25 protein-coding genes are annotated in these 24,816 nt (G+C 66.8%); 14 read left to right on the forward strand and 11 right to left on the reverse strand.

From position 1 onward, the window contains the following. Nucleotides 1-6: 6 nt before the first annotated feature. Entirely contained in the window at nucleotides 7-192 is a 186-nt protein-coding gene (locus tag AC4D2W_RS07125) for a pentapeptide repeat-containing protein (protein WP_490926811.1), read from the forward strand. Between the two features lie 101 nt (nucleotides 193-293). Here the strand turns inward: AC4D2W_RS07125 and AC4D2W_RS07130 are convergent, their stop codons facing one another. After that, the gene (locus tag AC4D2W_RS07130; protein ID WP_104053107.1) at nucleotides 294-971 is read right to left on the reverse strand and encodes a Crp/Fnr family transcriptional regulator; all 678 of its coding nucleotides are present in this window, start codon (nucleotides 969-971) and stop codon (nucleotides 294-296) included. A gap of 228 nt (nucleotides 972-1,199) precedes the next feature. Between AC4D2W_RS07130 and AC4D2W_RS07135 the strand changes: the two genes are divergently transcribed. Further along, a complete protein-coding gene (locus AC4D2W_RS07135; RefSeq protein WP_490926224.1) occupies nucleotides 1,200-2,384 on the forward strand; it encodes a MarP family serine protease in 1,185 nt (394 codons plus the stop codon). A 7-nt stretch (nucleotides 2,385-2,391) separates the two neighbouring features. On the opposite strand, the gene aroQ is transcribed toward AC4D2W_RS07135, so the two are convergent. From aroQ to AC4D2W_RS07150, 3 genes are all read right to left on the reverse strand, one after another. Beyond that, on the reverse strand, nucleotides 2,392-2,859 hold the full coding sequence (aroQ, locus tag AC4D2W_RS07140) for a type II 3-dehydroquinate dehydratase (protein ID WP_490926225.1): 468 nt from the start codon (nucleotides 2,857-2,859) through the stop codon (nucleotides 2,392-2,394). 7 nt (nucleotides 2,860-2,866) lie between these two features. Continuing rightward, a complete protein-coding gene (locus AC4D2W_RS07145) occupies nucleotides 2,867-4,231 on the reverse strand; it encodes an MFS transporter (protein WP_490926226.1) in 1,365 nt (454 codons plus the stop codon). 87 nt (nucleotides 4,232-4,318) lie between these two features. Beyond that, nucleotides 4,319-4,876: a TetR/AcrR family transcriptional regulator gene (locus AC4D2W_RS07150; protein WP_490926227.1), complete on the reverse strand. Its 558-nt coding sequence runs from the start codon at nucleotides 4,874-4,876 to the stop codon at nucleotides 4,319-4,321. Between the two features lie 101 nt (nucleotides 4,877-4,977). On the opposite strand from AC4D2W_RS07150, the gene AC4D2W_RS07155 reads away from it, so the two are divergent. Further along, the gene (locus AC4D2W_RS07155; RefSeq protein ID WP_490926228.1) at nucleotides 4,978-5,397 is read left to right on the forward strand and encodes an organic hydroperoxide resistance protein; all 420 of its coding nucleotides are present in this window, start codon (nucleotides 4,978-4,980) and stop codon (nucleotides 5,395-5,397) included. A 97-nt stretch (nucleotides 5,398-5,494) separates the two neighbouring features. Here AC4D2W_RS07155 and acs read toward each other — a convergent pair whose 3' ends face one another. After that, the gene (gene acs, locus AC4D2W_RS07160; RefSeq protein WP_490926229.1) at nucleotides 5,495-7,483 is read right to left on the reverse strand and encodes an acetate--CoA ligase; all 1,989 of its coding nucleotides are present in this window, start codon (nucleotides 7,481-7,483) and stop codon (nucleotides 5,495-5,497) included. A 315-nt stretch (nucleotides 7,484-7,798) separates the two neighbouring features. Here acs and AC4D2W_RS07165 point away from each other — a divergent pair, with 315 nt between their 5' ends. Genes AC4D2W_RS07165 through AC4D2W_RS07175 form a run of 3 tightly spaced genes read left to right on the forward strand, consistent with a single transcriptional unit; the run spans nucleotide 7,799 to nucleotide 10,751 of the window. Continuing rightward, on the forward strand, nucleotides 7,799-9,214 hold the full coding sequence (locus AC4D2W_RS07165; RefSeq protein ID WP_490926230.1) for a hypothetical protein: 1,416 nt from the start codon (nucleotides 7,799-7,801) through the stop codon (nucleotides 9,212-9,214). A 59-nt stretch (nucleotides 9,215-9,273) separates the two neighbouring features. Continuing rightward, the gene (nth, locus tag AC4D2W_RS07170) at nucleotides 9,274-10,071 is read left to right on the forward strand and encodes an endonuclease III (RefSeq protein WP_490926231.1); all 798 of its coding nucleotides are present in this window, start codon (nucleotides 9,274-9,276) and stop codon (nucleotides 10,069-10,071) included. Next, the gene (locus AC4D2W_RS07175; RefSeq protein ID WP_490926232.1) at nucleotides 10,068-10,751 is read left to right on the forward strand and encodes an NUDIX hydrolase; all 684 of its coding nucleotides are present in this window, start codon (nucleotides 10,068-10,070) and stop codon (nucleotides 10,749-10,751) included. Before nth ends, AC4D2W_RS07175 begins: the two co-directional genes overlap by 4 nt. Nucleotides 10,752-10,777: 26 nt before the next feature. Here AC4D2W_RS07175 and AC4D2W_RS07180 read toward each other — a convergent pair whose 3' ends face one another. From AC4D2W_RS07180 to AC4D2W_RS07190, 3 genes are all read right to left on the reverse strand, one after another. Beyond that, entirely contained in the window at nucleotides 10,778-11,341 is a 564-nt protein-coding gene (locus AC4D2W_RS07180; protein WP_490926233.1) for a hypothetical protein, read from the reverse strand. Nucleotides 11,342-11,441: 100 nt separating this feature from the next. After that, entirely contained in the window at nucleotides 11,442-12,155 is a 714-nt protein-coding gene (locus tag AC4D2W_RS07185) for a response regulator transcription factor (protein ID WP_490926234.1), read from the reverse strand. Further along, nucleotides 12,152-13,318 carry a sensor histidine kinase gene (locus tag AC4D2W_RS07190; protein ID WP_490926235.1) on the reverse strand — a complete coding sequence of 389 codons (1,167 nt, stop codon included), beginning with the start codon at nucleotides 13,316-13,318 and terminating at the stop codon, nucleotides 12,152-12,154. The genes AC4D2W_RS07185 and AC4D2W_RS07190 overlap by 4 nt, the downstream gene beginning before the upstream one ends. A gap of 131 nt (nucleotides 13,319-13,449) precedes the next feature. On the opposite strand from AC4D2W_RS07190, the gene AC4D2W_RS07195 reads away from it, so the two are divergent. After that, nucleotides 13,450-14,397 carry a CPBP family intramembrane glutamic endopeptidase gene (locus AC4D2W_RS07195; RefSeq protein WP_490926236.1) on the forward strand — a complete coding sequence of 316 codons (948 nt, stop codon included), beginning with the start codon at nucleotides 13,450-13,452 and terminating at the stop codon, nucleotides 14,395-14,397. Here the strand turns inward: AC4D2W_RS07195 and AC4D2W_RS07200 are convergent. After that, nucleotides 14,379-16,106 carry a bifunctional 3'-5' exonuclease/DNA polymerase gene (locus AC4D2W_RS07200; protein WP_490926237.1) on the reverse strand — a complete coding sequence of 576 codons (1,728 nt, stop codon included), beginning with the start codon at nucleotides 16,104-16,106 and terminating at the stop codon, nucleotides 14,379-14,381. The two genes, AC4D2W_RS07195 and AC4D2W_RS07200, sit on opposite strands and share 19 nt — an antisense overlap. Before the next feature lie 227 nt (nucleotides 16,107-16,333). Here AC4D2W_RS07200 and ssd point away from each other — a divergent pair, with 227 nt between their 5' ends. The 7 genes from ssd (at nucleotide 16,334) to AC4D2W_RS07235 (ending at nucleotide 21,612) form a co-directional block, all read left to right on the forward strand. Further along, entirely contained in the window at nucleotides 16,334-17,548 is a 1,215-nt protein-coding gene (gene ssd, locus AC4D2W_RS07205) for a septum site-determining protein Ssd (RefSeq protein WP_490926812.1), read from the forward strand. Continuing rightward, the gene (locus tag AC4D2W_RS07210) at nucleotides 17,545-18,843 is read left to right on the forward strand and encodes a TadA family conjugal transfer-associated ATPase (protein ID WP_490926238.1); all 1,299 of its coding nucleotides are present in this window, start codon (nucleotides 17,545-17,547) and stop codon (nucleotides 18,841-18,843) included. Before ssd ends, AC4D2W_RS07210 begins: the two co-directional genes overlap by 4 nt. Then, the gene (locus tag AC4D2W_RS07215) at nucleotides 18,840-19,640 is read left to right on the forward strand and encodes a hypothetical protein (RefSeq protein ID WP_490926239.1); all 801 of its coding nucleotides are present in this window, start codon (nucleotides 18,840-18,842) and stop codon (nucleotides 19,638-19,640) included. Before AC4D2W_RS07210 ends, AC4D2W_RS07215 begins: the two co-directional genes overlap by 4 nt. Next, on the forward strand, nucleotides 19,640-20,269 hold the full coding sequence (locus tag AC4D2W_RS07220) for a type II secretion system F family protein (protein ID WP_490926240.1): 630 nt from the start codon (nucleotides 19,640-19,642) through the stop codon (nucleotides 20,267-20,269). Before AC4D2W_RS07215 ends, AC4D2W_RS07220 begins: the two co-directional genes overlap by 1 nt. 309 nt (nucleotides 20,270-20,578) lie before the next feature. Next, nucleotides 20,579-20,812, forward strand: a complete 234-nt coding sequence (locus AC4D2W_RS07225) for a DUF4244 domain-containing protein (RefSeq protein WP_490926241.1) — start codon at nucleotides 20,579-20,581, stop codon at nucleotides 20,810-20,812. Nucleotides 20,813-20,817: 5 nt separating this feature from the next. After that, nucleotides 20,818-21,192, forward strand: coding sequence for a TadE family type IV pilus minor pilin (locus AC4D2W_RS07230; RefSeq protein ID WP_490926243.1), 375 nt, complete (start codon nucleotides 20,818-20,820; stop codon nucleotides 21,190-21,192). A gap of 36 nt (nucleotides 21,193-21,228) precedes the next feature. Continuing rightward, on the forward strand, nucleotides 21,229-21,612 hold the full coding sequence (locus AC4D2W_RS07235) for an Rv3654c family TadE-like protein (protein ID WP_490926244.1): 384 nt from the start codon (nucleotides 21,229-21,231) through the stop codon (nucleotides 21,610-21,612). Nucleotides 21,613-21,656: 44 nt separating this feature from the next. Here AC4D2W_RS07235 and AC4D2W_RS07240 read toward each other — a convergent pair whose 3' ends face one another. Beyond that, nucleotides 21,657-24,041 (reverse strand): DEAD/DEAH box helicase, encoded by a 2,385-nt coding sequence (locus AC4D2W_RS07240; RefSeq protein WP_490926245.1) that lies wholly within the window; start codon nucleotides 24,039-24,041, stop codon nucleotides 21,657-21,659. 106 nt (nucleotides 24,042-24,147) lie between these two features. After that, a complete protein-coding gene (locus tag AC4D2W_RS07245; protein ID WP_490926246.1) occupies nucleotides 24,148-24,798 on the reverse strand; it encodes a GNAT family N-acetyltransferase in 651 nt (216 codons plus the stop codon). Nucleotides 24,799-24,816: the final 18 nt, after the last annotated feature.

The following is a 24,816-nucleotide window of genomic DNA, read 5'->3' on the forward strand; positions in this document are numbered from 1 at the left end:
GCCGGCCTGCGCGGCAATGATCTGTCCGGCGCGGACCTGCTCGGCGCGGATTTCCGGGACGCCCGGCTGGATGGCGCCGACCTCTCTCGAGCCCTGTACCTGACGCAGCCGCAGCTCAGCGCCGCCCGGGGCAATGCGGCAACCGTCCTTCCGCCGGACCTGGTGGTGCCGCTGCACTGGCTGGACGGGTGACCGGCCGGGCTGCCGGATGGGCAACGGCTTAAAAACGACGACGGTGCCGCCCCCGGTTAAGGGGAGCGGCGCCGTCGTCGTTGTCTACGGGTCGAAAAGACCTAGCGGGAGCGCTGGCGCAGGCGCTGCACGTCCAGAATGACGACTGCGCGTGCTTCCAGACGCAGCCAGCCGCGCTGGACAAACTCAGCAAGTGCCTTGTTCACGGTTTCGCGGGAAGCACCGACCAGTTGGGCCAGCTCTTCCTGGGTCAGCTCGTGGGCTACCAGGATGCCGTCAGTCGCCGGCCGGCCGAAGCGGTCCGCGAGATCCAGCAGTGCCTTTGCCACACGGCCGGGAACGTCCGAGAAAACGAGGTCCGCAAGGGACTCGTTGGTGCGGCGCAGGCGGCGGGCCAAAGCCTGAAGCAGCTGGACCGACACCTCGGGGCGCGTTTCCAGCAGCGCCTTCAGGTTGTCATGACGCAGTCCGGCGAGGCGGGTCTCAGACACCGCGGTGGCGGTGGCGTTGCGCGGGCTGGGATCAAACAGCGCCATTTCGCCGAAGAGTTCGCCCGGGCCGAGGATGGCCAGCAGGTTCTCGCGGCCGTCCGGGGCCGAGCGGCCGAGCTTGATCTTTCCGGACACGATGAAATACAGCTGGTCGCCCTGGTCACCCTCGCGGAAGACTGATGCACCGCGCGAAAGGTCGACCTCGGTCAACTCGTCGGTCAGAGCTGCGAAGACGTCGTCTCCCAGTGAGGCGAACAGTGGCGCACGGCGCAGTACCTCGATATCCATGAAATCTCCTGTAAATAGTTGTCCCTTCTATTATCTTCTCGCACTGCGGCCCCATGTGACACCTGTAATAGCTTTGTTCGCCCACGGATGATAAAAAGGACGCCCCGACGTGCTGCCCTGCGGGAGGTGCTGCGGACGGCGCCCACAGCTTGGGCCGCTAAACTCGGGAGGCAGGAGTCGCCTGTCCACGGCCTCCACGACCCCTTCTTCAACGCATTTGGAGCTGTTTTGCTCGGATTTTCACTGCTCGACGTCATTCTGCTTTTGGCGCTGTTGTTCTATCTCATCGCCGGTTTGCGCAATGGCCTGGTGGTGACTTTGGGCGGCATCGTCGGCTTTGTTGCCGGAGCTGTGGCTGCCTTCTTCGCGATCCCGCTGGTGACGTCCTGGGTGCCCGACGAGGGCTGGCGCCTGGTGGCGGTCATTGCCACTATTGTGGTGCTGGTTCTGGGCGGCCACGCGGCGGGAGCCGCGCTGGGCCGCGGAATCCGCCGCTGGCTCAACTTTCCGCCGCTGCGTTTCCTGGACCGTCTGCTGGGCGGCGCCGTGAACCTGGCGGTGTCCGCCGTGATCATGTCCATGCTGGCGTTCAGCGTCAACACGCTGGGTGTGCCGTTCCTCTCGCAGCAGATCACCTCCTCCAAGGTGCTGAGCACCATTGACGAGGCCACTCCGGAGCGGGTGAAGACCTGGACCGCCGAGGTGCGGTCCTTCACGCTGGCCGAAGGCCTGCCGACCATCTTGGACAGCGCGGCGCCCGAAACCGTGGTTGCTCCCGACCAGGAGCTGTCCTCGGCAGCGCTGCAGACGGCGTCGGACTCGGTGGTGAAGATCACGGGAACCGCATACCAGTGCGGGCAGAACCAGACCGGCTCAGGTTTTGTGGTGGCCGATGACCGGGTGATTACCAACGCCCATGTGGTGGCCGGAGTCTCCAAGCCCGTGGTTCAGGTTCCGGGCGGCGGTGCGCTCCCCGGTGAAGTGGTGTACTTCGACAGCGCACACGACCTGGCCGTCCTCGCCGTGGACAATCTGGAGGCTGATCCGATTCCGCTGGGGGACGTCCTGCCCAACGGCACCGAAGCCGCTTTTGCCGGGTATCCCGCCGGCGGTCCCTTCCGGCTCCAGGCCGCGAACGTGGAACGCCTGTCCGATGTTTCCGTCCGGAACATCTACGGGTCTTCGCCTGAAACCGTGGAGGTCTACACCCTCGCCGCCGACGTGCAGCAGGGCAATTCCGGCGGACCGCTGCTGGACGTTGACGGCCGGGTGGCCGGCGTCATCTTCGCCAAGACCACCGGAGACCAGCCGATTGGTTATGCGCTGTCCCTGGCTGAACTCGGTCCGGTGGCGGATGCCGCCCCGGGGTATCAGGACGCGGTATCTTCCGGTCAGTGCATTTCCGGCGAGTAACCCGGGCTCAGTCCTGCGCCGCTTCTCGGTCCAGCCGGGCGGTTAGGTAGTCCACGGCCATCTTGTAGCCGGCGATCCCCGCCCCGCAGATGACGGCGTCGGCCACTGCGGACACGTAGGAGTGGTGCCGGAATTCCTCGCGCCGGTGGATGTTGCTCAGGTGGACCTCCACCACGGGCAGGCCCACGCCGGAGAGCGCATCGGGGATGGCCACCGACGTATGGCTGTACGCCGCCGGATTAATGACAATCGCATCGGCCAGCCCCGGGGCTCCGTGAATGGCGTCGATCAGATCCCCTTCATGGTTGGACTGGATGCAGTCCACCGTCCAGCCGGAGGATTCCGCCGCCTCCTGCACCAGCGCCTCAACGTCGTCGAGCGTTCCGGTCCCGTAGATTCCGGGTTCACGCATGCCCAGAAGGTTCAGGTTGGGTCCGTTGAGGATCAGCAGGTTGCGGGTGCGGGAGGCAGTCATGGATTAACTATGCGCCAATCCGATCGGATGCGGCGGCCGACTCGTGGCGGCGTGTCATGCGGCCCGCTGCCAGCGCGCCGATGATCGTCACCAGTGACATCAGGGCCAGTACGACGCCGGGATGCCACCATGCACTGTCCGTCGCCTGAGCAAAGGCGGAGGTAACGGCAGGGGCAAAGCCGGCGAGGATGCCGGCGAAGCTGTACGCCAGGGACAGGGCCGTGAAGCTGGTCCGGGCCGGGAAGAGGTCGGCCATCAGGCCGCCCAGCGCTGCCCAGGCCGCGGTGGGAGCAATGCCGCCGATGAGGATGGTCAGGATATAGGTGGTCTGGTCCGCCGTGCTGATAATCCAGTACAGCGGGAAGGAAATCAGCAGGGTGGCCACGGCGCCGGCGGCCACCATGCGGGCCGAGCCGATCCGGGTGGCGAGCCAGCCGAACGCCGGAATGGTGGCCAGCTGCAGGACTGATCCCACCAGCGCGGCATTGAGCACCGTGGAGCTGCTCAGGCCCAGCTGCTCGGTGCCGTAGGCCTGGGTGTAGGTGGTCATGAGGAAGTAGGAACCGATGCCCAGCAGGGAGGCTGCGGTGGCAACCAGTACGGCCAGCCGCTGGGTCTTCAGGACCTCCAGCACCGGCACGCGGGGCAGGGCCTGGTGTCCGGCCACGTCCTTGAAAACGGGAGTTTCCTCAATGGCGAAGCGCAGGTACAGGGCCACGGCCATGAAGGGGAAGGCCAGCAGGAACGGAACCCGCCACAGCCCGGCCTCCATGGTTTCCGGCGAAACATTGGCCAGGGCCAGGAAGATGCCCGTGACCATGATGGTTCCCACGGGCGAACCGATCTGCGGGATGGCGGCATAGAGTGCGCGCCGGCGCGGTTCGGCATGCTCGGTGGCTATGAGGACGGCTCCGCCCCACTCGCCGCCCACTGCCAGGCCCTGCAGCAGCCGCAGGAGGACCAGCAGTGCCGGTGCCCAAACACCGATGGTGTTGTAGTTCGGCAGCAGGCCGATGACTCCGGTGGCGGTGCCCATCAGGACGATGGTCCAGATCAGGGACTTCTTGCGGCCGATCCGGTCGCCGATGTGGCCAAAGAGAATTGCACCGAGGGGGCGGGCGATGAAGCCGATACCCAGGGACAGGAAGGACAGCAGGGTGCCGATCAGCGGATCGACCTCCGGAAAGAAAATCCGGTTCAGGACCAGGGCGGCCGCGGTTCCAAAGACGTAGAAGTCATAGGATTCCAGGGCCGTGCCCACAAAGGAGGCGCCGGCAACCTTGCGGGCCATCCGCCGGGGGCGGGGAAGCGGCTGCTGCGGGGCCGAAGAGGCGGGCGGGAGGCTTGGGGAGGAAGTGCTGGTGGTAGACACGAGCACTGATTCTGCTACCCCGGGTGCTTCGCTGCCAAGTTCATGAGCGGGATGTCACATTGGGGCAGGGTTTCGGAACAGTCCGGGTCAGTGCAGTGCACCGCCGAGGATGGCCCGCCCGGCGCTGACCAGGGATTGGGTTACGCCTTCGGGATCGGCCACGTAGCCGTGCACCATGGCGCCGTCGCGCAGCATCAGCAGCTGATCCGCCAGGGCATCCGGATCGGCCGCCCCCAGCCGGGCAAGCCGGCCGCTGACCTCCGCGTGCAGCCACTGCCGATGCTCATTGACCACGGCCCGGACCGGAGAATCGGCATCCGGAAACTCAGCGGCAGCATTGATGAACGGGCAGCCGCGGAAACCGGGAAGGCAGGTTTCGGCACCCATGGCATGGGCGAGTTCCGCCAGGCCGGTGCAGGGGTCCGGGCTCAGGTTCTCTGCCGCCGCACGGATCCGGTCCGACTGCGCCTGGAGGTAGGCCACCACCAGATCTTCCTTGGTGCGGAAGTGGCGGTAGAACGTCACCTTGGTGGTTTTGGCCGCGGCGATAATCCGGTCCGCGCTGACGGCGCGGATGCCCTCGGAATAGAACAGTGCGGCGGCGGCATCCAGGATGCGGGTGCGCACCGGCGGCTGGACGGTCATGAAATCCTCCTGAGTTGCGGAATGCTGCAAAGGCGCGTTTACTGGGGCGACAGGTAGACGTACTAGTTAGTCTACCTGACCTCGAACCTGAAGGAGTTGCCATGAGCGCTTTGTACACAGCAGTTGCCACCGCGTCCGGAGACGGCCGCAACGGAGAAGCCCAGACCAGCGACGGCCAGCTGAAGCTCAACCTGGCCACTCCGAAGGAAATGGGCGGCGCCGGAGACGGCACCAACCCGGAGCAGCTCTTCGCCGCCGGTTACGCGGCCTGCTTCCTGTCCGCACTGAAGATGATCGCCCGTGCGGAAAAGGCTCCGATCGCCGACGCCGCCATCACCGCCGACGTCAGCATCTACAAGCAGGAAGTCGGCTTCAAGCTTGGCGTTGCCCTGCACGTGGAGATGTCCGGCGTGGACCAGGCCACCGCCGAGAAGCTGGTGGAGTCAGCCCACCAGGTGTGCCCGTACTCCAACGCGACCCGCGGCAACATCGACGTCGAGCTCGACGTCACCGTCGGCTAACTGCCTTCCTACCCCCGGCGCGAAATAGCAGAAGGTGCGCTTCCCACGTCTGGGAAGCGCACCTTCTGCTATTTCGCGGGATAGTTTCTTGGAGGGGTTACTTCCGCATCGACTCCGCGATCTGCTGCATCACTGTGTTGTCCGCCAGTGTGCTGGAGTCCCCGGCTTCGCGGCCTTCGGCAACATCCTTGAGCAGGCGGCGCATGATCTTGCCGGAGCGGGTCTTGGGCAGCTCCGGCACCACCAGGATGTGCCGCGGCTTGGCGATCGGACCGATTTCCTTGCCCACGTGGTTGCGCAGGGTGGTGACGATGTCGTCGTCGTCCTTGGCGCTGCCGCGCAGGATCACAAACGCCACCACGGCTTCACCCGTGGTTTCGTCCCGCGCCCCGACGACGGCGGCCTCCGCCACCGACGGGTGGCTCACCAGCGCCGACTCGATCTCCGTGGTGGAGAGCCGGTGGCCGGATACGTTCATCACGTCATCCACGCGGCCCAGCAGCCAGATATCGCCGTCCTCGTCTTTCTTGGCGCCGTCGCCGGCAAAGTACATGTTGTCGAACCGGGACCAGTACGTCTGCTTGAAACGCTCCGGGTCACCCCAGATTCCGCGCAGCATGGCGGGCCACGGCTCCTTGACCACCAGGAAGCCGCCGGAGCCGTTGGGTACCGATTCGCCCATTTCGTCCACCACGTCAATGGAGATGCCGGGCACGGCAACCTGCGCGGAGCCGGGCTTGGTGGCGGTCACGCCGGGCATCGGAGCGATCATGTGCGCGCCGGTCTCGGTCTGCCACCAGGTGTCCACAATGGGGGCCGGGTTTTCCTTCTTGCCGCCGTTGGCGCCGATGACGGTGCGGTACCACATCCAGGCCTCGGGGTTAATGGGTTCGCCCACGGAACCCAGGACGCGGAGGGAGTCCAGGTTGAACTTCCCGGGAATGTCCCGGCCCCACTTCATGCAGGTCCGGATGGCGGTGGGAGCCGTGTAAAGAATGGAAACCTTGTACTTTTCCACCAGTTCCCACCAGCGGCCCTGGTGGGGGGTGTCCGGGGTGCCCTCGTAAATGAGCTGGGTGGCGCCGTTGACCAGCGGGGCATAGGTCACGTAGCTGTGCCCGGTGACCCAGCCGATGTCAGCAGTGCACCAGTACACGTCGCTTTCGGGGCGCAGATCAAAGGTGTTGCGGTGCGTGAAGGCGGTCTGTGCCAAGTATCCGCCGGTGGTGTGCAGAATGCCCTTGGGTTTTCCCGTGGTGCCGGAGGTGTACAGGATGAACAGCGGATGTTCGGAATCGTGTGCCACCGGGGTGTGCTCGGCGCTCGCGTTTCCCACGGCGTCGTCCCACCAGATGTCCCGGCCCTCGGTCCACTGCACCGGTTCGCCGTTGCGGCGGACCACCAGGACGCTGCTGACCGTGTGGCCTTCCTTCACGAGGGACTCGTCCACAGCCGGTTTCAGGGCGGTGGGCTTGCCGCGCCGGTAGGAGCCGTCAGCGGTAACCACCAGCTTGGCTTCGGCGTCGTCAATCCGGCTGCGCAGCGCGTCGGCGGAGAAGCCGCCAAAGACCACCGAGTGGACGGCACCGATCCGGGCGCAGGCAAGCATGGTGATCACTGCCTCCGGAATCATGGGCAGGTACACGGCCACCCGGTCGCCCTTGCTCACACCGAGGGATTCGAAGGCATTGGCTGCCTTTTTGACCTCTTCGGTGAGCTGGGCATAGGTGTAGGTGCGTGTGTCGCCCGGCTCGCCCTCGAAGTAAATGGCCACGCGGTCGCCGCGGCCGGCCTCAACATGGCGGTCCAGCGCGTTGTACGCGGCGTTGAGCTTTCCGCCGACAAACCACTTGGCGAAGGGGGCGTCCGACCAGTCAAGGGTCTGGGTGAAGTCCTCGTCCCAGGTCAGCAGGCTGCGCGCCTGGTTGGCCCAGAACTCCGGTCCCTGCGCCGAGGCCTCTTCATACAGCGAGGGCTGGGCGACTGCGTTGGCCGCAAAATCAGCGCTGGGCGGAAAGCTGCGGTGCTCATGGAGCAGGTTCTCCAGTGCGTCGCCGTGCTGTTTGACGGGGGACTGTTCAGACATCGTGAACCCTTTCGCTAGCTGCTTGCCCACGGTCCAGCCCGGATCGGGGGGCTGCCGTAGCGTTGGAACAACCCTAACGCTGATCGTGCTCCTGCGTGTCAACCGTCACATTTGCGCCCGGCAGCGGGGGCAAACGTGCGGTGAGCGGTCGATCACGGCCGGTGGGCGTGCGGCAGTTCGGCTAGTCTGACGTCCGGGTGTTGACTAGGCTGTGCAGGGAAGCAACCACTTTTGAACCGTGCAAGCGACCCGCCCTTTGCCGTCATCCGCAGCTGTCTGCGGGTCCGCAGGCGGCGGCCGCGAATGGAGAACAGAATGAATCAGCCCCCCGTTGAGAACGACGCCCGAAAGGCGGCGGAGACTCCGGCGCCAGCCGAGAGCCTTTCCGCCGGCCAGGACAAAGCCCGGACTGCAGTTCTGGGCCCGTTTGGCCTGCGCGACACCGTGGTTGGCGGTTCGGTCCTCCTCATGCTGATCGGATCCCTGCTGCCGTGGAGCCTTGCCTTTGGGCTTGAAGTCAATCTGTGGGCACCGGCAACGCCGCTGTTCTTCCTGGCCATCGGCATCATCCTGCCGCTGGTCGTCGCCGGACTCTTTGCCGCCCGCCGGCTGGCCCCCGAGCTGAAATACCGCGTTGGCTCGCTGTCGGTTGACCAGTTCGGTTCCGTGGTGGCACTTCTGGCCCTTGCCTTCTTCTTCCTGCAGCTGGTCAACGAGTTCACCATCGGTGCCCTGCTGACCCTGATCGGTTCCCTCGGCCTGGTGGCTGCCACCACGCTCGCCCCGCACATCCCGCCCTTCTCCCGAGAGTTCGCTGAGCGCCCCGAAACGCCTGCCCACGTGATGGCCCGCGATGCCGTGCGTCTGACCCGTCGCCCTGCACGCCCCGCACCGGAGCGCCCCGCCGCTTCCACCGCGGCTTCCACCGAAACCGGCGAGAATGCCGTGAACGGTGCCAAGCCGGCTGAGTCGCGCTTCGCCGGAATGGGCAAGGGAATGGGCAAGCTGGCTCCGACCGGCCTGTTCGGCCGCAAGGCCGACGACGGCGTTGCCCCCGAGGCCGACGAACCCGCAGTCAACGGCGTTCCTGCAGCCGCCGAAACCGGTGCTGCACCCGCCGCCGTCGAACCTGCTGCTGCTGAAACGGCTGCGCCGGCAGACAAGGGATCCGTAAACAAGGGATCCGCGGCCCAGGGTGCCGTGGCCCCCGCCGCCGCCAACCCCGTACCCGCCCCGGGCTCTTCCGCCGCCGAACCTGCCCGCACGGAAGCTGCCCCCACGGCAGCCGCTGCTGCCAAGACTCCTGCCGCCTCTCAGGCTCCTGCGGCCTCCCAGACTCCCGCGGCATCTCAGGCCGCCGCTGCCCCCAGCGGCGACAATGCCCTCGCGGCCACCACGGTTAACTCGGTGGTACCGGCAAAGTCCGCCGAAGCCGAGCCTGCTGCCCAGGCGTCGGCCCAGGTGTCCTCGCCTGCCACCGAATCCATCAGCGCCACCCGCGAAGAGTCCGAGAACGTGGTTGAAGCGTTCTGGTTTGCCGTCGGCACTCCGCGCCAGATCGTGGATGAGCGCACCGGCCTGCCGCTGTTCATGTTCCATCCGGGGGACTGGGAGCTGGGTCTGGAAGACCGCGGCACCGAGTTCCTGGTGCAGGACAAGCGCACCGGCCGCATTGGCGTGCTGCGGGACCTGAGCAACATTGAGCGTGTGGGCGAAGATTCCGGCGAATAGTCCGGGACCGTCCGCACCAGCCGAACCGGCGTAACCGGCAACAGAAGGACATCAACCACGTGGCAAAGGCAACCGGGAGCGACTCCTCCCTGCTGGCACTGAAACGCAGGGCCCGGAAGATCAACCGGATGCTCGGGGAACTGTATCCCTACGCCGTGGCGGAACTGGACTTCACCAACGCCTTTGAGCTGCTGGTGGCAACCGTCCTGTCCGCCCAAACCACCGATATCCGGGTCAACGCGGTCACTCCCGCGCTTTTTGCCCGTTATCCGGACGCCAAGGCCCTGTCCGAGGCGGATGAGATAGAACTGCAGGAACTGATCCGGCCCACTGGCTTCTTCCGTGCCAAAGCCGCCAGTATCAAGGCCCTGTCCACCCGGCTGGTTGATGAGTACGACGGCCAGGTGCCGGACAAGCTGGAAGAGCTCGTCACCCTGCCGGGAGTGGGCCGGAAGACGGCGAACGTGGTGCTCGGCAATGCCTTCGGCATTCCGGGCATCACGGTGGACACGCACTTTGGCCGGCTTTCGCGCCGGTTCGGCTGGACCACCGCCAAGGACCCGGTGAAGGTCGAAGAAGATGTGGCCGAGCTGTTTGAGCCCAAGGACTGGACTCCGCTGTCCAACCGGGTAGTTTTCCACGGGCGCCGGGTCTGCCACGCCAAGAACCCCGCCTGCGGAGCCTGCGCCGTTGCGGCACTGTGCCCCTCTTACGGTGAGGGTGAAACGGATCCCGTGAAGGCGAAGAAACTGTTGAAGTATGAGCTGGCTCCCGGCCGCGAGGAGCTGCACGCCCGGATGATGGCAGCGGAGACCCGTGCCCAGCTGCGTGCCGCCGGCTACGGGCTTGAAGCATGAGTGCCTATGCTGACCTGCGCGAGCTGGGGGCCTCGGCCTCCGCGCGCACCACCAGTTTTGATGCGAACCTGGAGCTGCTGCGCCGCAGCGTGGATCCGGCCACGGCCCGCCGTGCCGCCGTGCTGATCCTTTTTGGAAACCTGGATGACAAGCCCGCTGATTTTCGTTCCGCCGGCGTTCCGGAAGAACTGGACGTGCTGCTTGTGGAACGGGCTGCAACCCTGAACGACCATCCCGGGCAGGTGGCCTTTCCGGGCGGATCCGTGGATGCCGCGGATTCCGGCCCGGTGGCTGCCGCGCTGCGCGAAGCGCAGGAGGAAACGGGACTGGACCCGTCCGGCGTCGTCGTGCTGGGAACCCTGCCGGAAGCGGGACTGCCGATCAGCAACTTTCTGGTGACCCCGGTGCTGGGCTGGTGGGACCGGCCCACGCCGGTGGATGTGGTGGATTACGGCGAATCCGCGTCCGTGTTCCGGGTGCCGGTCGCGGACCTGCTGAACCCGGAGAACCGGCGCACCGCGGTGCTGGGCAACGGCCGGCAGGAGCACCGCTCGCCGGCGTTCCTCGTGAACGGCGTCCTGGTGTGGGGCTTCACCGGAATCATCCTCAACGGGGTGCTTGAAGAACTGGGCTGGACCCTGCCCTGGGATGAAAGCCGGGAGATCGTTCCGGCCCTGTAAGGTCGCCTGGGTTACGCGCGCTGGGTTCAGGAACCTCCGCCGGTGGCTGCGCCCCGACACCCTGGAACCTCGCTCAGCTTGTCCAAGGATTCCGGGGAGGCGGCGATTTCCACCTTGCCTCCATCTGTCACCAGCGTCAGGGCCTGGATCCCCGGGACCTGGATGTATCTCCTGTCCTTGCCTGTCAGTTTTCGGCGTTGGGGCAGCACATCGTAAACCTTCATGTTTATGGCACGCCCCGATGGTTCCAGGGTGTCGTACACGGCCGGCTGGAAGTGGATGGACCCGGCACCGGGCGTCGCTATCCCCTGGTTCCATATGCTGCTCAGCGAACCGGCACGCGAGTCCGGGTAACGGATGTAGGCCATGGTTTGGCCACGTTCATCGAGACGGGCCTTGGTCCTCCGTCTCCGTCTTGTCTGGAAGAAAGCAAGGAGCCAGTACGCCAGCGTCCACATGGCAGCATTGAAAACGGCTTCCTCCAGATCCCCTGCCGTAAAAGCGAGCCAAAGACCTGCATAGACGATAAAGAGCAGCAGGTACCCGACGGCCAGGGTCAAATATGGATGTGTTCTAACCCATTCCTTCATGGGGCAATACTAGGCAAACGTGCCACCGGGGTGGCGATCGGCGAACAGTCGGGCCACAGTTGATTTTCCGATCCCGGGCGGCCCGTTCAGGAGAATGAAGTCAGGCACGGCCTGCCCTTGCGCCGACACTGGACGTCGCCGGTGCCGGTGAGGGCAGCGGTGATGAGAGGACGGCCACGGCGAGCTGGACACGGTTGGTGACGTTCAGCTTCGTGAAGGCGTTGGCGATGTGGGTTTTGACCGTGGCAACGCTGACGTAGAGCTCGGCGCTGATCTCCGTGTTGGTCAGCCCGCGGGCGACGGCGCGGGCAATGACGCATTCACGCTCACTGAGCGCCGCCAGCGGGTTGTGTGGTCTCGTCAGCTCCGGCGATTCGACTGTCGAGGCGGCCGCAGCCGCGACGATGCGTTTGAGGACGCCGGGGGAGAAACGCAGGTTGTCCGCTGCCGCGGCGCGGACGGCGGAGACCATGTCTGCCGGCGGCGTGTCCTTGAGCAGGAATCCGCTCGCACCGGCACGCAGCGCGGACAGGATGAAATCATCGGTGTCGAACGAGGTCAGCACGATTACCCGGGGCGGTTCCGGCAACGCCGTGATGCGTTCCGTGGCGGCGATGCCGCTTAGGCGGGGCATCCGGATATCCATGAGGACGACGTCGGGCGTCAACTCGGTGGCAATCGGAACGGCGGTCTCGCCGTCATCCGCCTCGCCGATGATGGCAATATCCGGCGCCCCGTCGAGGATGAGCCGCAGCCCTGCGCGGATGAGGGGTTCATCGTCCACGATCAGGACTCTGATTGACGCCGCGCTCACCAGGGAACCTGCACGGCGGTGGTGTAGATTCCGCGCTTAGTGCCCGATTCGAAGGAGCCGCCCGAGAGCCGGGCACGCTCTGCCAGTCCAATCAGGCCCAGCCCGTCCGGCGCGGCCGGCCTGGATCCGGAAATCGGGTTGCTGACCGTCACGGTGATGCCCTTCCCAGGCGCACCTGTCAGGGAGACTGCCACGGGATGCCCGGGAGCGTGTTTCTGGGCGTTGGTGATTCCCTCCTGCGCCACGCGGTACAGGTGTCGGGAGGTGGCATCCGCGGGAAAGTTTCCGTCGGCAGCCAGGAGAGCCGGTTCAATATTCAGCATGATGTCGGTGCCAGCAGCCCGCGCTGCCTCCACGAGTGCCGGAATGGAAGAGATGGTTGGCTGCGGCGCGGTGTCTGCGGCTTCTTCACGCAGGACGGTCAACACGGTGCGCAGTTCCGAGGCGGCCTTATGCGCGGTTTCACGCAGGATTCCTGCCGTGGACCGGATGGTCTCCGGATCCAGATCGGTGCGGTATTCCAGGGCACCGGCATGCATGCTGATCAGGCTCAGGCGGTGGGCCAGGGTGTCATGCATTTCCCGGGCGATCCGGGTGCGCTCGGCCAGCCGTGCCTGATCTGCCCGAGCATCCTGTTCCCGGCGGGCGCTGTCCGCTTCCTGCCGGAGGGAGACAATCAATGCTTTTTTGGCGCCGCGGTTCAGCCCGATCAGTACCAGGACGGCCAGCATGCCCAAAGCGATCAGGAGAACCCACCCGTAGTCTTCGGCACCGTCAACCGGGTTCACGGCGAAGTCGACTAACACTGCTGCACCAAAGACAAGCGCGGTGGCGGCCAGGAGACGGGGTCGCCGCAGGGCCGCGATATTGATAATGCACAAACAGGCAGCGGGAAAGGCCAGGGTTGAAAGGCCGCTCAGGGCAATGATGGCAAGTCCGGCACCCACCGGTGCCCGGCGCAGGGCCAGGGGGAGGAGGCCGACGGCGGTGAGACCCAGGAAGAAGTCCAGGAACATCAGTCCCATGAAAGGCAGCGGATCGGCGTCGTCGGGCGGCAGCGTTGAGCCTCGGACGACGAGGAAAACCAGGAACCCGACAACCGCGGCGGCTGCGCAGATGCCTGCCGTCTTCCAGGCGCTGGGGCGTTGAGTCGGGAGCGGCATTCCATGAATCCTAGTGAGGCGTGTGCCGGACCACAATTAGCCAAAAGCATGAAGTCCCTTTCCGCCGAGTGGCTGGAACCGGAGCCTAATGGCTGAAGCGAAACGCAACCCTGAACAGGGAGGCTTCAGGCATGACTTTCTCCGCTGAGCATCCTGCAGCCTCTCCCTCCTATTCTTTTCACCGTCTGGCACGTTCGCTGCCCGGCTACCGCTGGTGGCACCCGCTGACCACGGTGTTGGTCACTGTCGTTCTCTTTTTTGTCCTGATGATGTTGGCCATTGGGGTGACAGCGGTGGCGGAGATCTTTGTGCCGGGCGTTTCCGCAACGGTTGAGCGGGCGTTGTCTGCGGAATCAGACCTCGGCGACCCGGGGCAGCTCTCCTTCCTGCTGGGAACTGTCGGCCTGCTCTGGCCCGCGGCAGCGCTGGGTGTGCGGTGGGGCGCCAGGCGTTCAGCCGGCACACTGTCCTCTGTCACCGGCCGGCTGCGTTGGCGCTGTTTTCCCAAGCCGCTGACCCTGGCAGCAGGCCTGTTCCTAGCGGTGAACGCCCTGAGTCTGCTGGTGCCGGATAGCATGCGCGGAACAGGTGGAGTGCCGCACAGCGGCGGCAGCTCCGGCAACGTGTGGCTGCTGTTGCTCGTGGTCCTGGCCTTCGTTCCGGTGCAGGCAGCCGCTGAGGAGTACGTGTTCCGGGGTCTGCTGATACAGGGCATCGGATCCTGGCTGCGCCATCCGGCCTTTGCCGTCCTGCTGCCCGTTCCGCTGTTCGTCGCCGGCCACGGCTACGGGCTGGCCGGGCAGATTGATATTGCAGTCTTTGCCGTCGCGGCTGGCTGGATTACCTGGCGCACCGGAGGGCTGGAGGCTGCCATCGCCCTGCACGTCGTCAACAATGTGGGAGCGTTCGGCCTGGGCGCAGCCGGGTTCAGCGATGTGAACGCCACCGACCTGGCGTGGGCTGCCCTGCCGTTTTCGCTGGCTTTTACGCTGGTCTACTCCCTGCTCGTGGTCCGCTGGTTCCCGGCACCTGCTTCGGCCTTCCCGCGGCAACAGGAGTGCTACTTGGCCTCCGCGTAGGAGTCCACGGTTACGGCCACCACCGGGAACTCCAGCGGAATCCGGCCGAACAGCAGGTGGGTGGCGGCGGCTGCGGCCTCGGTGACCAGAGCGCTGACTTCCTCGGCCCGCTCCGCCGGCACATGGAGCATCACTTCGTCGTGCAGGAAAAACACCAGCTGTCCGGCAGGTGCCGCCGACGACGCCGCCGACGACGCCGCCCGCAGCCGCCGTCGTATTTCCGCCAGCCAGCACAGGGCCCATTCCGCCGCTGTGGACTGCACCACAAAGTTGCGGGTGAACCGGCCCTGCGAGCGGGCCAGTGAGTCGGCACGGCGCTGCTCTTCGGCGGAGGTGCTTTGCTGGGCACGCAGCCAGCGGTCGGAAACCGGAGGGGAGCTGCGGCCCAGATGGCTGCTGACCACACTGCCGGACTCCCCGGCCCGGGCCCCGCGCTCCACCACGGCAATGGCCTGCGGATAGGACCGGGTCAGGGCGGGCATCAGCCGTCCGGCCTCGCCCGAAGTGGCCCCGTACATGGCTCCGAGCATCGCCATCTTGGCCAGGGCCCGGTCGCCGTTGAAGTTCTGGTCGGCGATGCCCTGGTACAGGTCCTTGCCGCGGGCTGCGGCGGCCAGGGCGTTGTCCTGTCCCAGGGCGGCGAGGACCCGCGGCTCAAGCTGGGCGGCATCGGCGACAATGAGGCGGTGCCCCGGATCCGGGCGCACGGCGTCGCGCACATATTTGGGGATCTGCAGGGCGCCGCCGCCGCGGGAGGCCCAGCGGCCGGAGACGACCCCGCCCACTACGTACTCGGGCCGGAACCGGCCGCCGTCCACCCAGGCATCCAGCCAGGTCCAACCGTTGGCGGTCAGCAGCCGGGACAGGCGCTTGTATTCCAGCAGCGGTGCGACGGCGGGATGCTCGTGCTGCTGCAGTTCCCAGGACCGGGTGGTTTTCACTTCAATGCCGGCCCGGTGCAGGGCGCGCAGCAGTTCCTGCGGCGAGTCCGGATTGAACCCCGGGTTGCCCAGCTTGTCCCGCAGGTCCGCGGCCAATTGTTCCAGCCGCACCGGGCGCGCTCCCTCGGCCGGGCGCGGTCCCAGTTCGGACTCCAGCATGGCTTCGTGGATGTCCCGCCGCCAGGGCAGACCGGCGTGTTCCATTTCCACGGCAATCAGTCCGCCGGCGGATTCCGCCGCCAGCAGCAGTGCCAGCCGCCGCGGGGCGGAGGAGCCGGCCGCGGCAGCGAGCTGGTCCTGCAGCTCTCCCATCTGGTCCTGCAGCGAGGGGCCTCGCGTGCCGGCCAGGGCGTCGAAGCCTTCGAGTTCCTCAAACAGTGAGCTTTGGTTCGGTGCCGGCTGCACCGGCAGCAGCTGGCGGGGGAGCAGGTCTGTGTCCTCGCCCGGCGTCTCGGCGCGCAGTTTCTCTATATAAGGGGACGCCGGAACGGCTTCGGAAAAACGCAGGATGCCGCGGACCAGGGCCAGATCATGGCTGCGTTCCACCGTGACGCCGGCCTCGAGCAGCAGGGGGTAAATCTCCCTTGTGCTGCCGAAAACCCAGCGGACGTTCTGCGGACGGTCCTCGTAACTGCGCACTGCTGCGGCCAGCGAGGAGGGGGCGACGACGGCGGGAGGCGCGGTGGGCTGCCCGGCGTCGTCCGTTTCCTGCAGCAGCAGGGACCCGGCGGCTTCGCCCGGCCCGGCAAGGGTGAGGAGAACGTACATGGTTCCATTGTCCCTGCTGTGCGAGGCGGATGTTTTCGGCAGCATGACGGGCCACCACATCCGGCTCCTCCTCCACAGCCTGCTGGGAGCTCCGCCTTGTCCCCATAAGGAATGGCCCCTGCCTTTCCCTGCCAAGACAGGGGCAGGGTGGCACCATGAGCGATCAACAGCTGTGGATACCGGCGACTCAACCCCGCAGGGCGGTTCCGGCGAAGCGGGCCGCGCAGATGCTCGGAGATGTTCCTCGGGCGCCCTTACGTTTCCGGCTCCGAACCCAAAGCCGTTCGGTTCCCGCTCATTCCGCGGCCTCAGCCTCAGATCCTTCGACGGCGGTGGTCCTGGCCACTGGATCACAGCGGCTGCAGGATGAAGTGGCGCGGATCGCTGCGGCGGCTGGCATCAACCTTGAAGTGCTGCCGACAGCTGCCGCAGCCCTCGCCCGGAATCCTGACGTGCTGCTGCTGGGCAGCGACCTGGCGGCTGCAGGCCTGCCCGGCCGCCGGCAGCAGAGCCGATTGGATCCCCGCGGCATTGAGACAATTCTGGTGGGCACTGCGCAGGACACCGGCCTGTGGCAGGACGCTGCCCGGCTGGAAGCGGCTCGGGTTGCTGTGCTTCCGGATGCTTCCGCATGGCTGGCCGAGTTTTTGAGCCGCCGACGCAGCCACGCCTCCGGATTTGTCCTGGGCGTGATTGGCGGCAGCGGCGGAGCGGGGGCCTCCACGCTGTCCTGCTGGCTCGCACACGAAGCTGCCGAACAGGGGATGTCCGCGCTTTTGGTGGACGGCGATCCCTGCGGAGGAGGACTGGACACCAGCCTGGGGAGCAGCGAAGTGCCCGGGGTGCGCTGGCCGGACCTGGCGGATGTCCGCGGCGCCCTGAATCCGGTGCAGTTCGTTTCTGCGCTTCCCCACGTCTCCGGTTTCGCGCTGCTTTCCGGTGCCGCCGAACCGGCAGAAAGTGCCGAAGCCGGCTACTTCGAAGAGCAATCCTCCGGTGAATCCAATCCGGAGAGCAACCGTGCGGTCATGGATGCGGCCCGGGCCGCCTTCGCCCTGACCGTAGTGGACTGTGCATCTGCCCGTTCCGGTCAGCTGCTGCTCTCCTGCGACGCTCTGCTGGTAGTGGTCATGGGACGGTTGCGGCCCGTGCTGGCGGCCAGATCCCTGCACCGGAGCCTTGGGACCGGGGTGCCGAAGGCAGCCGTCATCCGGGGCCCGCTCGGTGACGGTCTGGATGACGCCCGAGCCGCGGACTCAGCCGGGTTGCCGCTGGCCGGATATCTGCCCCATGCCCGAAATCTCGAACATGCCGAGGCGCGCGGGCTGCTGCTGGAACGTGGCCGCCGGAGGAACATCCGCAGGGTCACCGGCCAGCTGGTGGGAGACCTGGCCCCTGAACTGGCCGAGCCTGCTGCGGCAGCCGGCGAGGCCCGGTCATGAGCGGGCAGCGGGGCCGCCGCGCCTCACATGCGGTATCCGGTGAACAAGAGTCTCCCCGTGCGGGTGACGCGCCGATGGTTCGGGAGGTCCGCCGGCGAATGCTCGACGACGGCGAACCCGTGACCCCTGCACGGCTGGCGGCAGCCGTGCACTCCAGCGGGCGGCTGCTGGGCGCCGAGGGTGCCCTGCGCGCCGTGGACCGGGTGCAGGCAGAACTGCAGGGCCTGGGGCCGCTGCAGGAACTCGCGGAGTTGCCCGGCATCAGTGACATCCTGGTGAACGGTCCGGACCGGGTGTGGGTGGACAGCGGGCATGGTTTGGAACTGACCGGCCTGCGGTTCGGCTCCGATGCCGAGGTCCAGTCCCTGGCTGCCCGGCTGATTGCCGCTGGTGGACGCCGGCTGGACGATGCCAACCCCTGCGTGGATGTGCAGCTGCGCGGTTACCGGGTGCATGCAGTGCTTCGTCCGGTCTCCACCGGTTCCACGCTGCTCTCCATCCGCATCCGACGCACCTTGACCTTCACGCTGGAGGAACTCCAGGCCGGCGGTGCCGTGGACCCGGAAGCCGCGGTGGTGCTTCGGCGGATCATCGCATCCCGCCTGAACTTTCTGATCAGCGGAGCCACCGGCACCGGAAAGACCACTCTGCTGTCCACCCTGCTGTCCCTCAGCCAGCCGCATGAGCGGCTGGTGCTCGTTGAAGATGCTGCAGAACTGGACCCCCGTCATCCCCACGTTGTTGGTTTGCAGAGCCGGCACGGAAACGTGGAGGGAGCCGGTTCCGTGGACCAGGCCGAGCTGGTCCGGCAGGCGCTGCGGATGCGGCCGGACCGGCTGATCGTGGGGGAATGCCGCGGCGCCGAGGTCCGGGAACTGCTGGCCGCCATGAACACCGGCCACGACGGCGCCGGCGGCACCATCCACGCCAACTCCGCCGCCAGCGTTCCAGCCCGGCTGGCAGCCCTCGGTGCCCTGGCCGGGATGAGCAGTACCGCGGTCAACCTGCAGGCGGCAAGTGCACTGGATGTGGTGGTACACCTTACCCGCGGTGCCTCCGGCCGCCGGATTGCAGAAATCGCCGCCATTACCGCTGACCCGGACGGCCGGCTGCTGGCTGTGCCTGCGCTGTTGCCCCTGCTGCCCCCGGACGCTCCCGGCCGCCATGCCCGGGGGTGGGAAGCGCTGCAGGAACGCCTCGGCGGTGAAGGCCAACCCGCGCCGGTCCCTGTTCCCCCGGGCACACGGCAGCAGCCCGCCGATCCTGCCGCAGTGCTGGAAACCTTCGTCTCATGACCGGAGTGTGGGTGGCTGTGCTGCTGGGGGTGGGAGCGGCGCTGCTGCTGCCAAGTTCCCGTGTGCCGGTCCAGCTCTCGCGGCAGCGCTTCCCCCGATCACCGGCCGATGCGGTGCCCGGACGGTTTCGACGACGGTTCCGCAGGCGCCGCTCCGATCCCGCGCTGCAGGATGTGCCGCTGCTGATCCATCAGCTCACCGGACTGCTGGCCGCCGGACGGGCACCACACTTGCTGTGGGCGGACGCGGCCGCCCTGCAAACCTCCAACGGTCCGCCGTCTGACGGTTCGTTGGCACAACGGCTGCTGCCGGTTTTGGACGCTGCGGCGCAGGCTGCTTCGCTGGGGCTGAGCCCGGTACCGGTATTTCAGATGGCGGCCCGGGGCGGTCAACGGAGCCGTCGGGATCCGGCTCAAAGGACGAAAGGCAGAAAGGAACACGGACGCACCGATCCCCTGGCGGCGCTGTGGGTGGAACTGGCGGCCTGTGTGGCAGTGTCCGAGCGCAGCGGGGCGGCCCTGGCAGGGGTCCTCGGCAGGTACGCGGCGCAGCTCGAAAGCGGGTTGGACAGTGAGGCTGCCCGCGAGACGGCGATGGCCGGGCCGCAGGCAACGGCCAAGCTGCTGACCTGGCTGCCGGCGGGAGGGCTGGGCCTTGGATATGTGGTGGGCGGGGACCCCCTCGGCGTGCTGCTGGGCAGCCCGTTGGGATGGCTGGCAGGAGCGGCCGGTGTTGCTTTGGCGCTGATCGGCAGATTCTGGTCGCGTGGGCTGGTGCGTCAGGCAGCCGGCAGTTGATGGCAGGGGCTTTGGTGGCGGTCCTGCTGGCTGCAGCCTTCAGCCTGCTGTGGGGTACAGAAACGAATGCCGCGCGGCGGAATCTTCTGCCCGACGGATTCTCTGGCTCCGGGGTCCGGCCCGCGCCGGGGGCAGGCCCCCTTCGGCGTGCGGACGTTGCGGACCCTGCCAGTGCCACCCCGGGCATCGCGGACCCTGCCTTGATGCTGGATCTGACGGCAGCCATGCTGGACGCCGGCCAACCCCTGCTCCAGGCGCTTGGCATCCTGTCCGATGTGGTCGACCCGGGTACATCAGCATGTCTGCGGCGGGTGCAGGCCGCTTTGGAACTCGGCGCTCCCTGGGCGGCAGCCTGGGACCTGGCGGCACCGCATTCGAGTGCTGTGACAACTCCGGCAGCCGATCTGCGTGATGCCCTGAAATTCGTTGCCACCACGGGGGCGCCGTCCGCCGCGGTCCTGTTGGCGGAAGCCGCGCAGATTCGCCGACGGCGCGCCCGGGAAGCGGAACGCCGGGCGGCAGCTCTGGGGGTGCGGCTCGTGGTTCCCCTGGGGTTGTGCGCGCTGCCCGCCTTTGTGGTGCTGACCGTGGTGCCCCTGTTGCTGTCCCTCCTGCCCGCTCTTCCATAACCTGCTCATCCTCCACAGCCGACTTGAGCTGGAGCGTTATCCGGAACGGCCGGATCGTTTCTGTTGCCGGAGCAGGGGCCGCTGAAGAATCAAGTCACCGTTTCAAGAGCGGCGCAGTTATGAATACTCGTCATCACACCAGGAGGAACCATGCCAGGTATAAGCAGATCCGCCAGCACCGCTCAGCGCGGCCGCAGCTGCCCGGATGCAACAGTCCCGACTTTGGATGTCAGGGCCGTACAGGCCGAGGAGCTGTCCGGAACTCGGGTTTCCGCGGAGGGCAGCGGCAATGGCAGGGGAAAGGGCAGCGTGACCGTCCTCTACCCGCGGACAGCCGAGAACGTTCCTTTGGGCCCGGCTGCCGGCGCCGCCCGCAGCCGGATGAGCTTCCGTCACCCTGAAGCGGGAATGGCCACTGCAGAATATGCCATTGCCACCTTGGCGGCCGTTGGCTTTGCCGCCCTGCTGGTTGCCGTCTTGGGCAGCGGGGAGGTGCGTTCCCTGCTGATGGGGCTGATCCGCAGCGCCCTCACCCTGGGGTAACCGCGATGCGGACGGATCCGGCTGCTTCTGCTGCCTCTGACCGGGGCGCGGTAACCGCCGAGTTGGCAGTCGGCCTGCCCGCAGTGGCGCTGCTGCTGGCCGCAGTACTGACCGGTGTGGCTGCGGGGGCGACCCAGCTCCGCGTCGAGGAGGCAGCGCGTGCTGCAGCCCGTGAAGTCATGCGCGGCAGCACTGTGGAAGCGGAAGCGGCGGCCCGTCGAATCGCGGGAGACGGAGCACAGGTAACGGTCTCGGCCGACGGCGAATGGGCCCGGGTGGAAGTCATTTCGTCCGTCTCGGCGCCGCTGCTGGACCGGCTGCCGCTCGAGCTGACCGCCTCAGCCTCGGCACTTCCGGAGTCCCTGCCGCCGGGCAAGTAGACGTCCAGCAGAACAACCAGCAGGAAGGAATCTGCCGTGGGTAAGGAGAGGGCTCAGGCCCTAACCGGGAAAGGAGGTAACTCCGAGCAGGGTGCGGGCACCGTGCTGATGCTTGGAACAGGTTTGCTGCTGCTGATCCTCTGCGGCACGGTCCTGCTGTTGCTGCAGACTTCAGTGGCAGCCAGCCGGGCTGCCACCGCCGCGGATCTGGCGGCGCTGGCGGCCGCAGACGCCGTGCGGGAACTCCGGGTGGGAGACCCGTGCCTGGTGGCCGGGGAGGTCGCCGGACGCAACGGTGCCGTGCTGTCCGGCTGCACGGTAACCGCCGGTGAGAAGAGCGTGCAGGTGGAAACCCAGGTGCCGGTTCCCCTGCTCATGGGTTCTGCCACCGGTCATGCCAGGGCAGGTCCGCCGCCGTGACACGGCGTGGCCGGGCGTCACCGATGATGTTCCGCGGTTCGGAATCAGTCAGTGGGCGGGGCGGCGGAGGCGGCAGCAGGATCCAGCCGCCGGCCGGGTTCGGTTTCCCTGTTGCGGGCGTTGTCCAGCAGCACCTGCAGCAGGGTCACCGCACCGGATTTGGACAGCGGATTGTTCTTGTTTCCGCACTTGGGCGACTGCACGCAGGAGGGGCAGCCGCGCTCGCACTCGCAGGCCCTGATGGCATCCCGAGTGGCGGTCAGCCACAGCTCGGCCGCTTCGTAGGCCCGTTCGGCGAAGCCGGCACCACCGGGGTGACCGTCGTACACAAAGATGGTGGGCTTCTCAGTGTCGGCGTGCAGCGCCGTGGAAACACCGCCAATGTCCCACCGGTCGGAGGTCGCGATCAGCGGCAGCATTCCGATGGATGCATGCTCGGCCGCGTGCAGGGCGCCGGGGAAGTCGGCCGGAATCAGGCCCGCACCGGTGAGCAGGTGCTCGTCGATGACAAACCACACCGCCTTGGTGAACAGTTCCTTGGCCTCCAGCTCCAGCGGCTCCTCGCCCAGGATCTCGTTGGAGATCAGGGCCTTTCGCTGGAAGGAGACAACCTGGGTGGTGACCTTGACGGTGCCGAAGCAGACCTGGATTTCCCCCCAGTGCGAGGTCCGTTCCGTTTCGAGCACCTGGATCTGGGTGATGTCCCGGGCCTGGGTGTAGAACTCGGGGTTGCCGCGGGTGACCATGGCGCAGTGGTCGGCCTCGTTGAGTTCGTCCACCAGGAAAGTCTGTCCCTGGTGCACGTAGACCGCGCCGGTATGGGCCTGATACTGGCTCTGCGGCGAGTCCATGGTGCCCAGCAGCATGCCGGTGTCCGACTCCACGATGTTGATGGGCCCGCCGCCGTCCGCCCGCAGATTCACCATCGAGGCGGCGCTTTCAGCATGCGTCCAGAACCAGCCCGAGGGCCGCCGGCGCAGGTATCCCTGGTCCACCAGCTGATCGAGCAGGCCCGCAGCAGTAGGACCGAACAGTTCCCGTTCATCGGGAGTCAGCGGGATTTCAGCTGCTGCAGCACAGAGGTGCGGGCCCAGCACATAGGGATTGGAGGGGTCGAAGACGGTGGCTTCCACTGAAATGTCGAAGATCGCCTCCGGATGGTGCACCAGGTACGTGTCCAGCGGGTCATCGCTGGCCACAAACGCCGCCAGCGCATCCTGTCCGGAGCGGCCGGCACGGCCAATCTGCTGGAACAGGGAAGCCCGGGTGCCGGGCCAGCCTGCTACCAGCACGGCGTCGAGCCCGGAGATATCAATACCCAGCTCCAGGGCGGAGGTGCTGGAAATCCCCAGCAGTTCGCCGCTGCGCAGACGGCGTTCCAGCTCACGCCGCTCCTCGGGCAGATAGCCGGACCGGTACGCGGCCACCCGGTCCGGCAGCGACGGGTGCACCTCGTCCAGGAGCCGCCGGGTGATGGTGGCAATGGTCTCGGCGCCGCGGCGGGACTTGATGAAGGCGATGGTCCGGACCTGGGCGGCCACCAGGTTCGCCAGCAGATCGGAGGTTTCGGCAATGACCGTCCGGCGGGAGCGTACTCCGTTCTCACCCTTGAGCTCGGTGAGCTGCGGCTCCCAGAGTGCCACGGTGGTGGCACCGTGCGGGGAGGCATCGCGGGTGACGGCGGTGACCTCGTCGCCGATCAGCCGGCCGAAGGAGGAGGCCGGGTCCGCGGAGGTGGCGGAGGCGCCGATGAACACCGGGTTGGCGCCGTAATAGCGGCAGATCCGGCGCAGCCGGCGCATGAGGTTGGCAACATTCGAACCGAAGACACCGCGGTAGCTGTGGGCCTCGTCGATGATGACGTACTTGAGCCGGCGGAAGAACCGCGCCCACCAGGCGTGATTGGGGAGCACGCCAAAATGCAGCATGTCGGGGTTGGCCAGCACCAGGTTGGCGTGGTCCCGGATCCAGCGCCGCGCACCGGTGTCCGTGTCGCCGTCGTACGTTTCAGCACGCACCGTGGGAAGCTGCAGTGCGTTCACGGCGGAAAGCTGATCGGCGGCCAGAGCCTTGGTGGGTGCCAGATACAGGGCCACCGAACCGGTCGGCTCGAGCGTGACCCGGTCATCCAGTGCCGTGCGGTGGATTTCATCCAGCACCGGCAGCAGGTACGCCATGGACTTTCCGGACGCGGTGCCGGTGGAAATAATCGTGTGCTGCCCGGAGTGGGCAGCTTCTGCGGCCTCGATCTGATGGCGCCACGGTTCAGAGACGCCCACCTTGGCGTAGGCGCCAACGACGTCGGGATGTGCCCAGTCCGGCCAGGGCACCGGCACGGCCTGGCGGGCAGGAATTTCGTGGACATGCACCAGCTGTTCCGGGTCGGCGCCGGAGCCGAGCAGGGGAATCAGGGAATCATGTAGGGCCACTGTGCAATTCTCCCACCGGATGTCCGGGAGGCCGCAGCCAAACGCGGCCGCTCAGCTTCAGGCTGAACCCGCGTTGCCCGCGCCCAAGCAGGCCAAACACGCCGGTTCAGAGCCGCGGTTCAAACATCACCACGCTGGCCAGGTTTTCCCAGCCCAGATAGGTGTACAGGCCCAGCCCGTCCACGGTGGCCACCAGCAGCCCGGCGTCGACGTCGTGCTCCAATGCCACCGCCGTCAGCGCGCGCATCACATAGCTGCCCAGCCCGCGGCGGCGGAAATCCGGTTCGGTGACAATCCGGTCATACACCGCGTATCCCTCGACCATGGCCACGCTGCCGTGCGCCGCGGGCTCGCCGTTGAAAGTCACAGTGACAGTTCCCACTTCTCCGCTGCGGACTGTTTCAGCCTCGAACCCGTCCAGCGGGAGCGGATCTTCGATGTCCTGGCCGCTCATGTCCAGAGTCATGAAAACCTCATCCACGGACCGGAGGTTCAGTCCGTAGACACGGGCCGCGCCGTCGAATTCATTCATCTGTCCGGTGACGATGGTGAAGAGGCGCCCCGGACTCTTCCGCGCTGAGGAGGCAAGCGCCGCAAACTCGTCATTAGAGGGCTCGAGCGCGAAGTACTCCCAGTCGTTCGTCTTGTCATGCAGGAGGGCCGCAGGAAAACGGCCCTCCTTGCGGGTTTGGTAGCCCCGGGCGCGCGCCCATCCGGTGACCCAGGTTTCCAGCAAATCGTCGTTCAGCACTCTCATGAATGAACACTAACGGCG

The organism is Arthrobacter sp. TJ-58, from assembly GCF_058269295.1.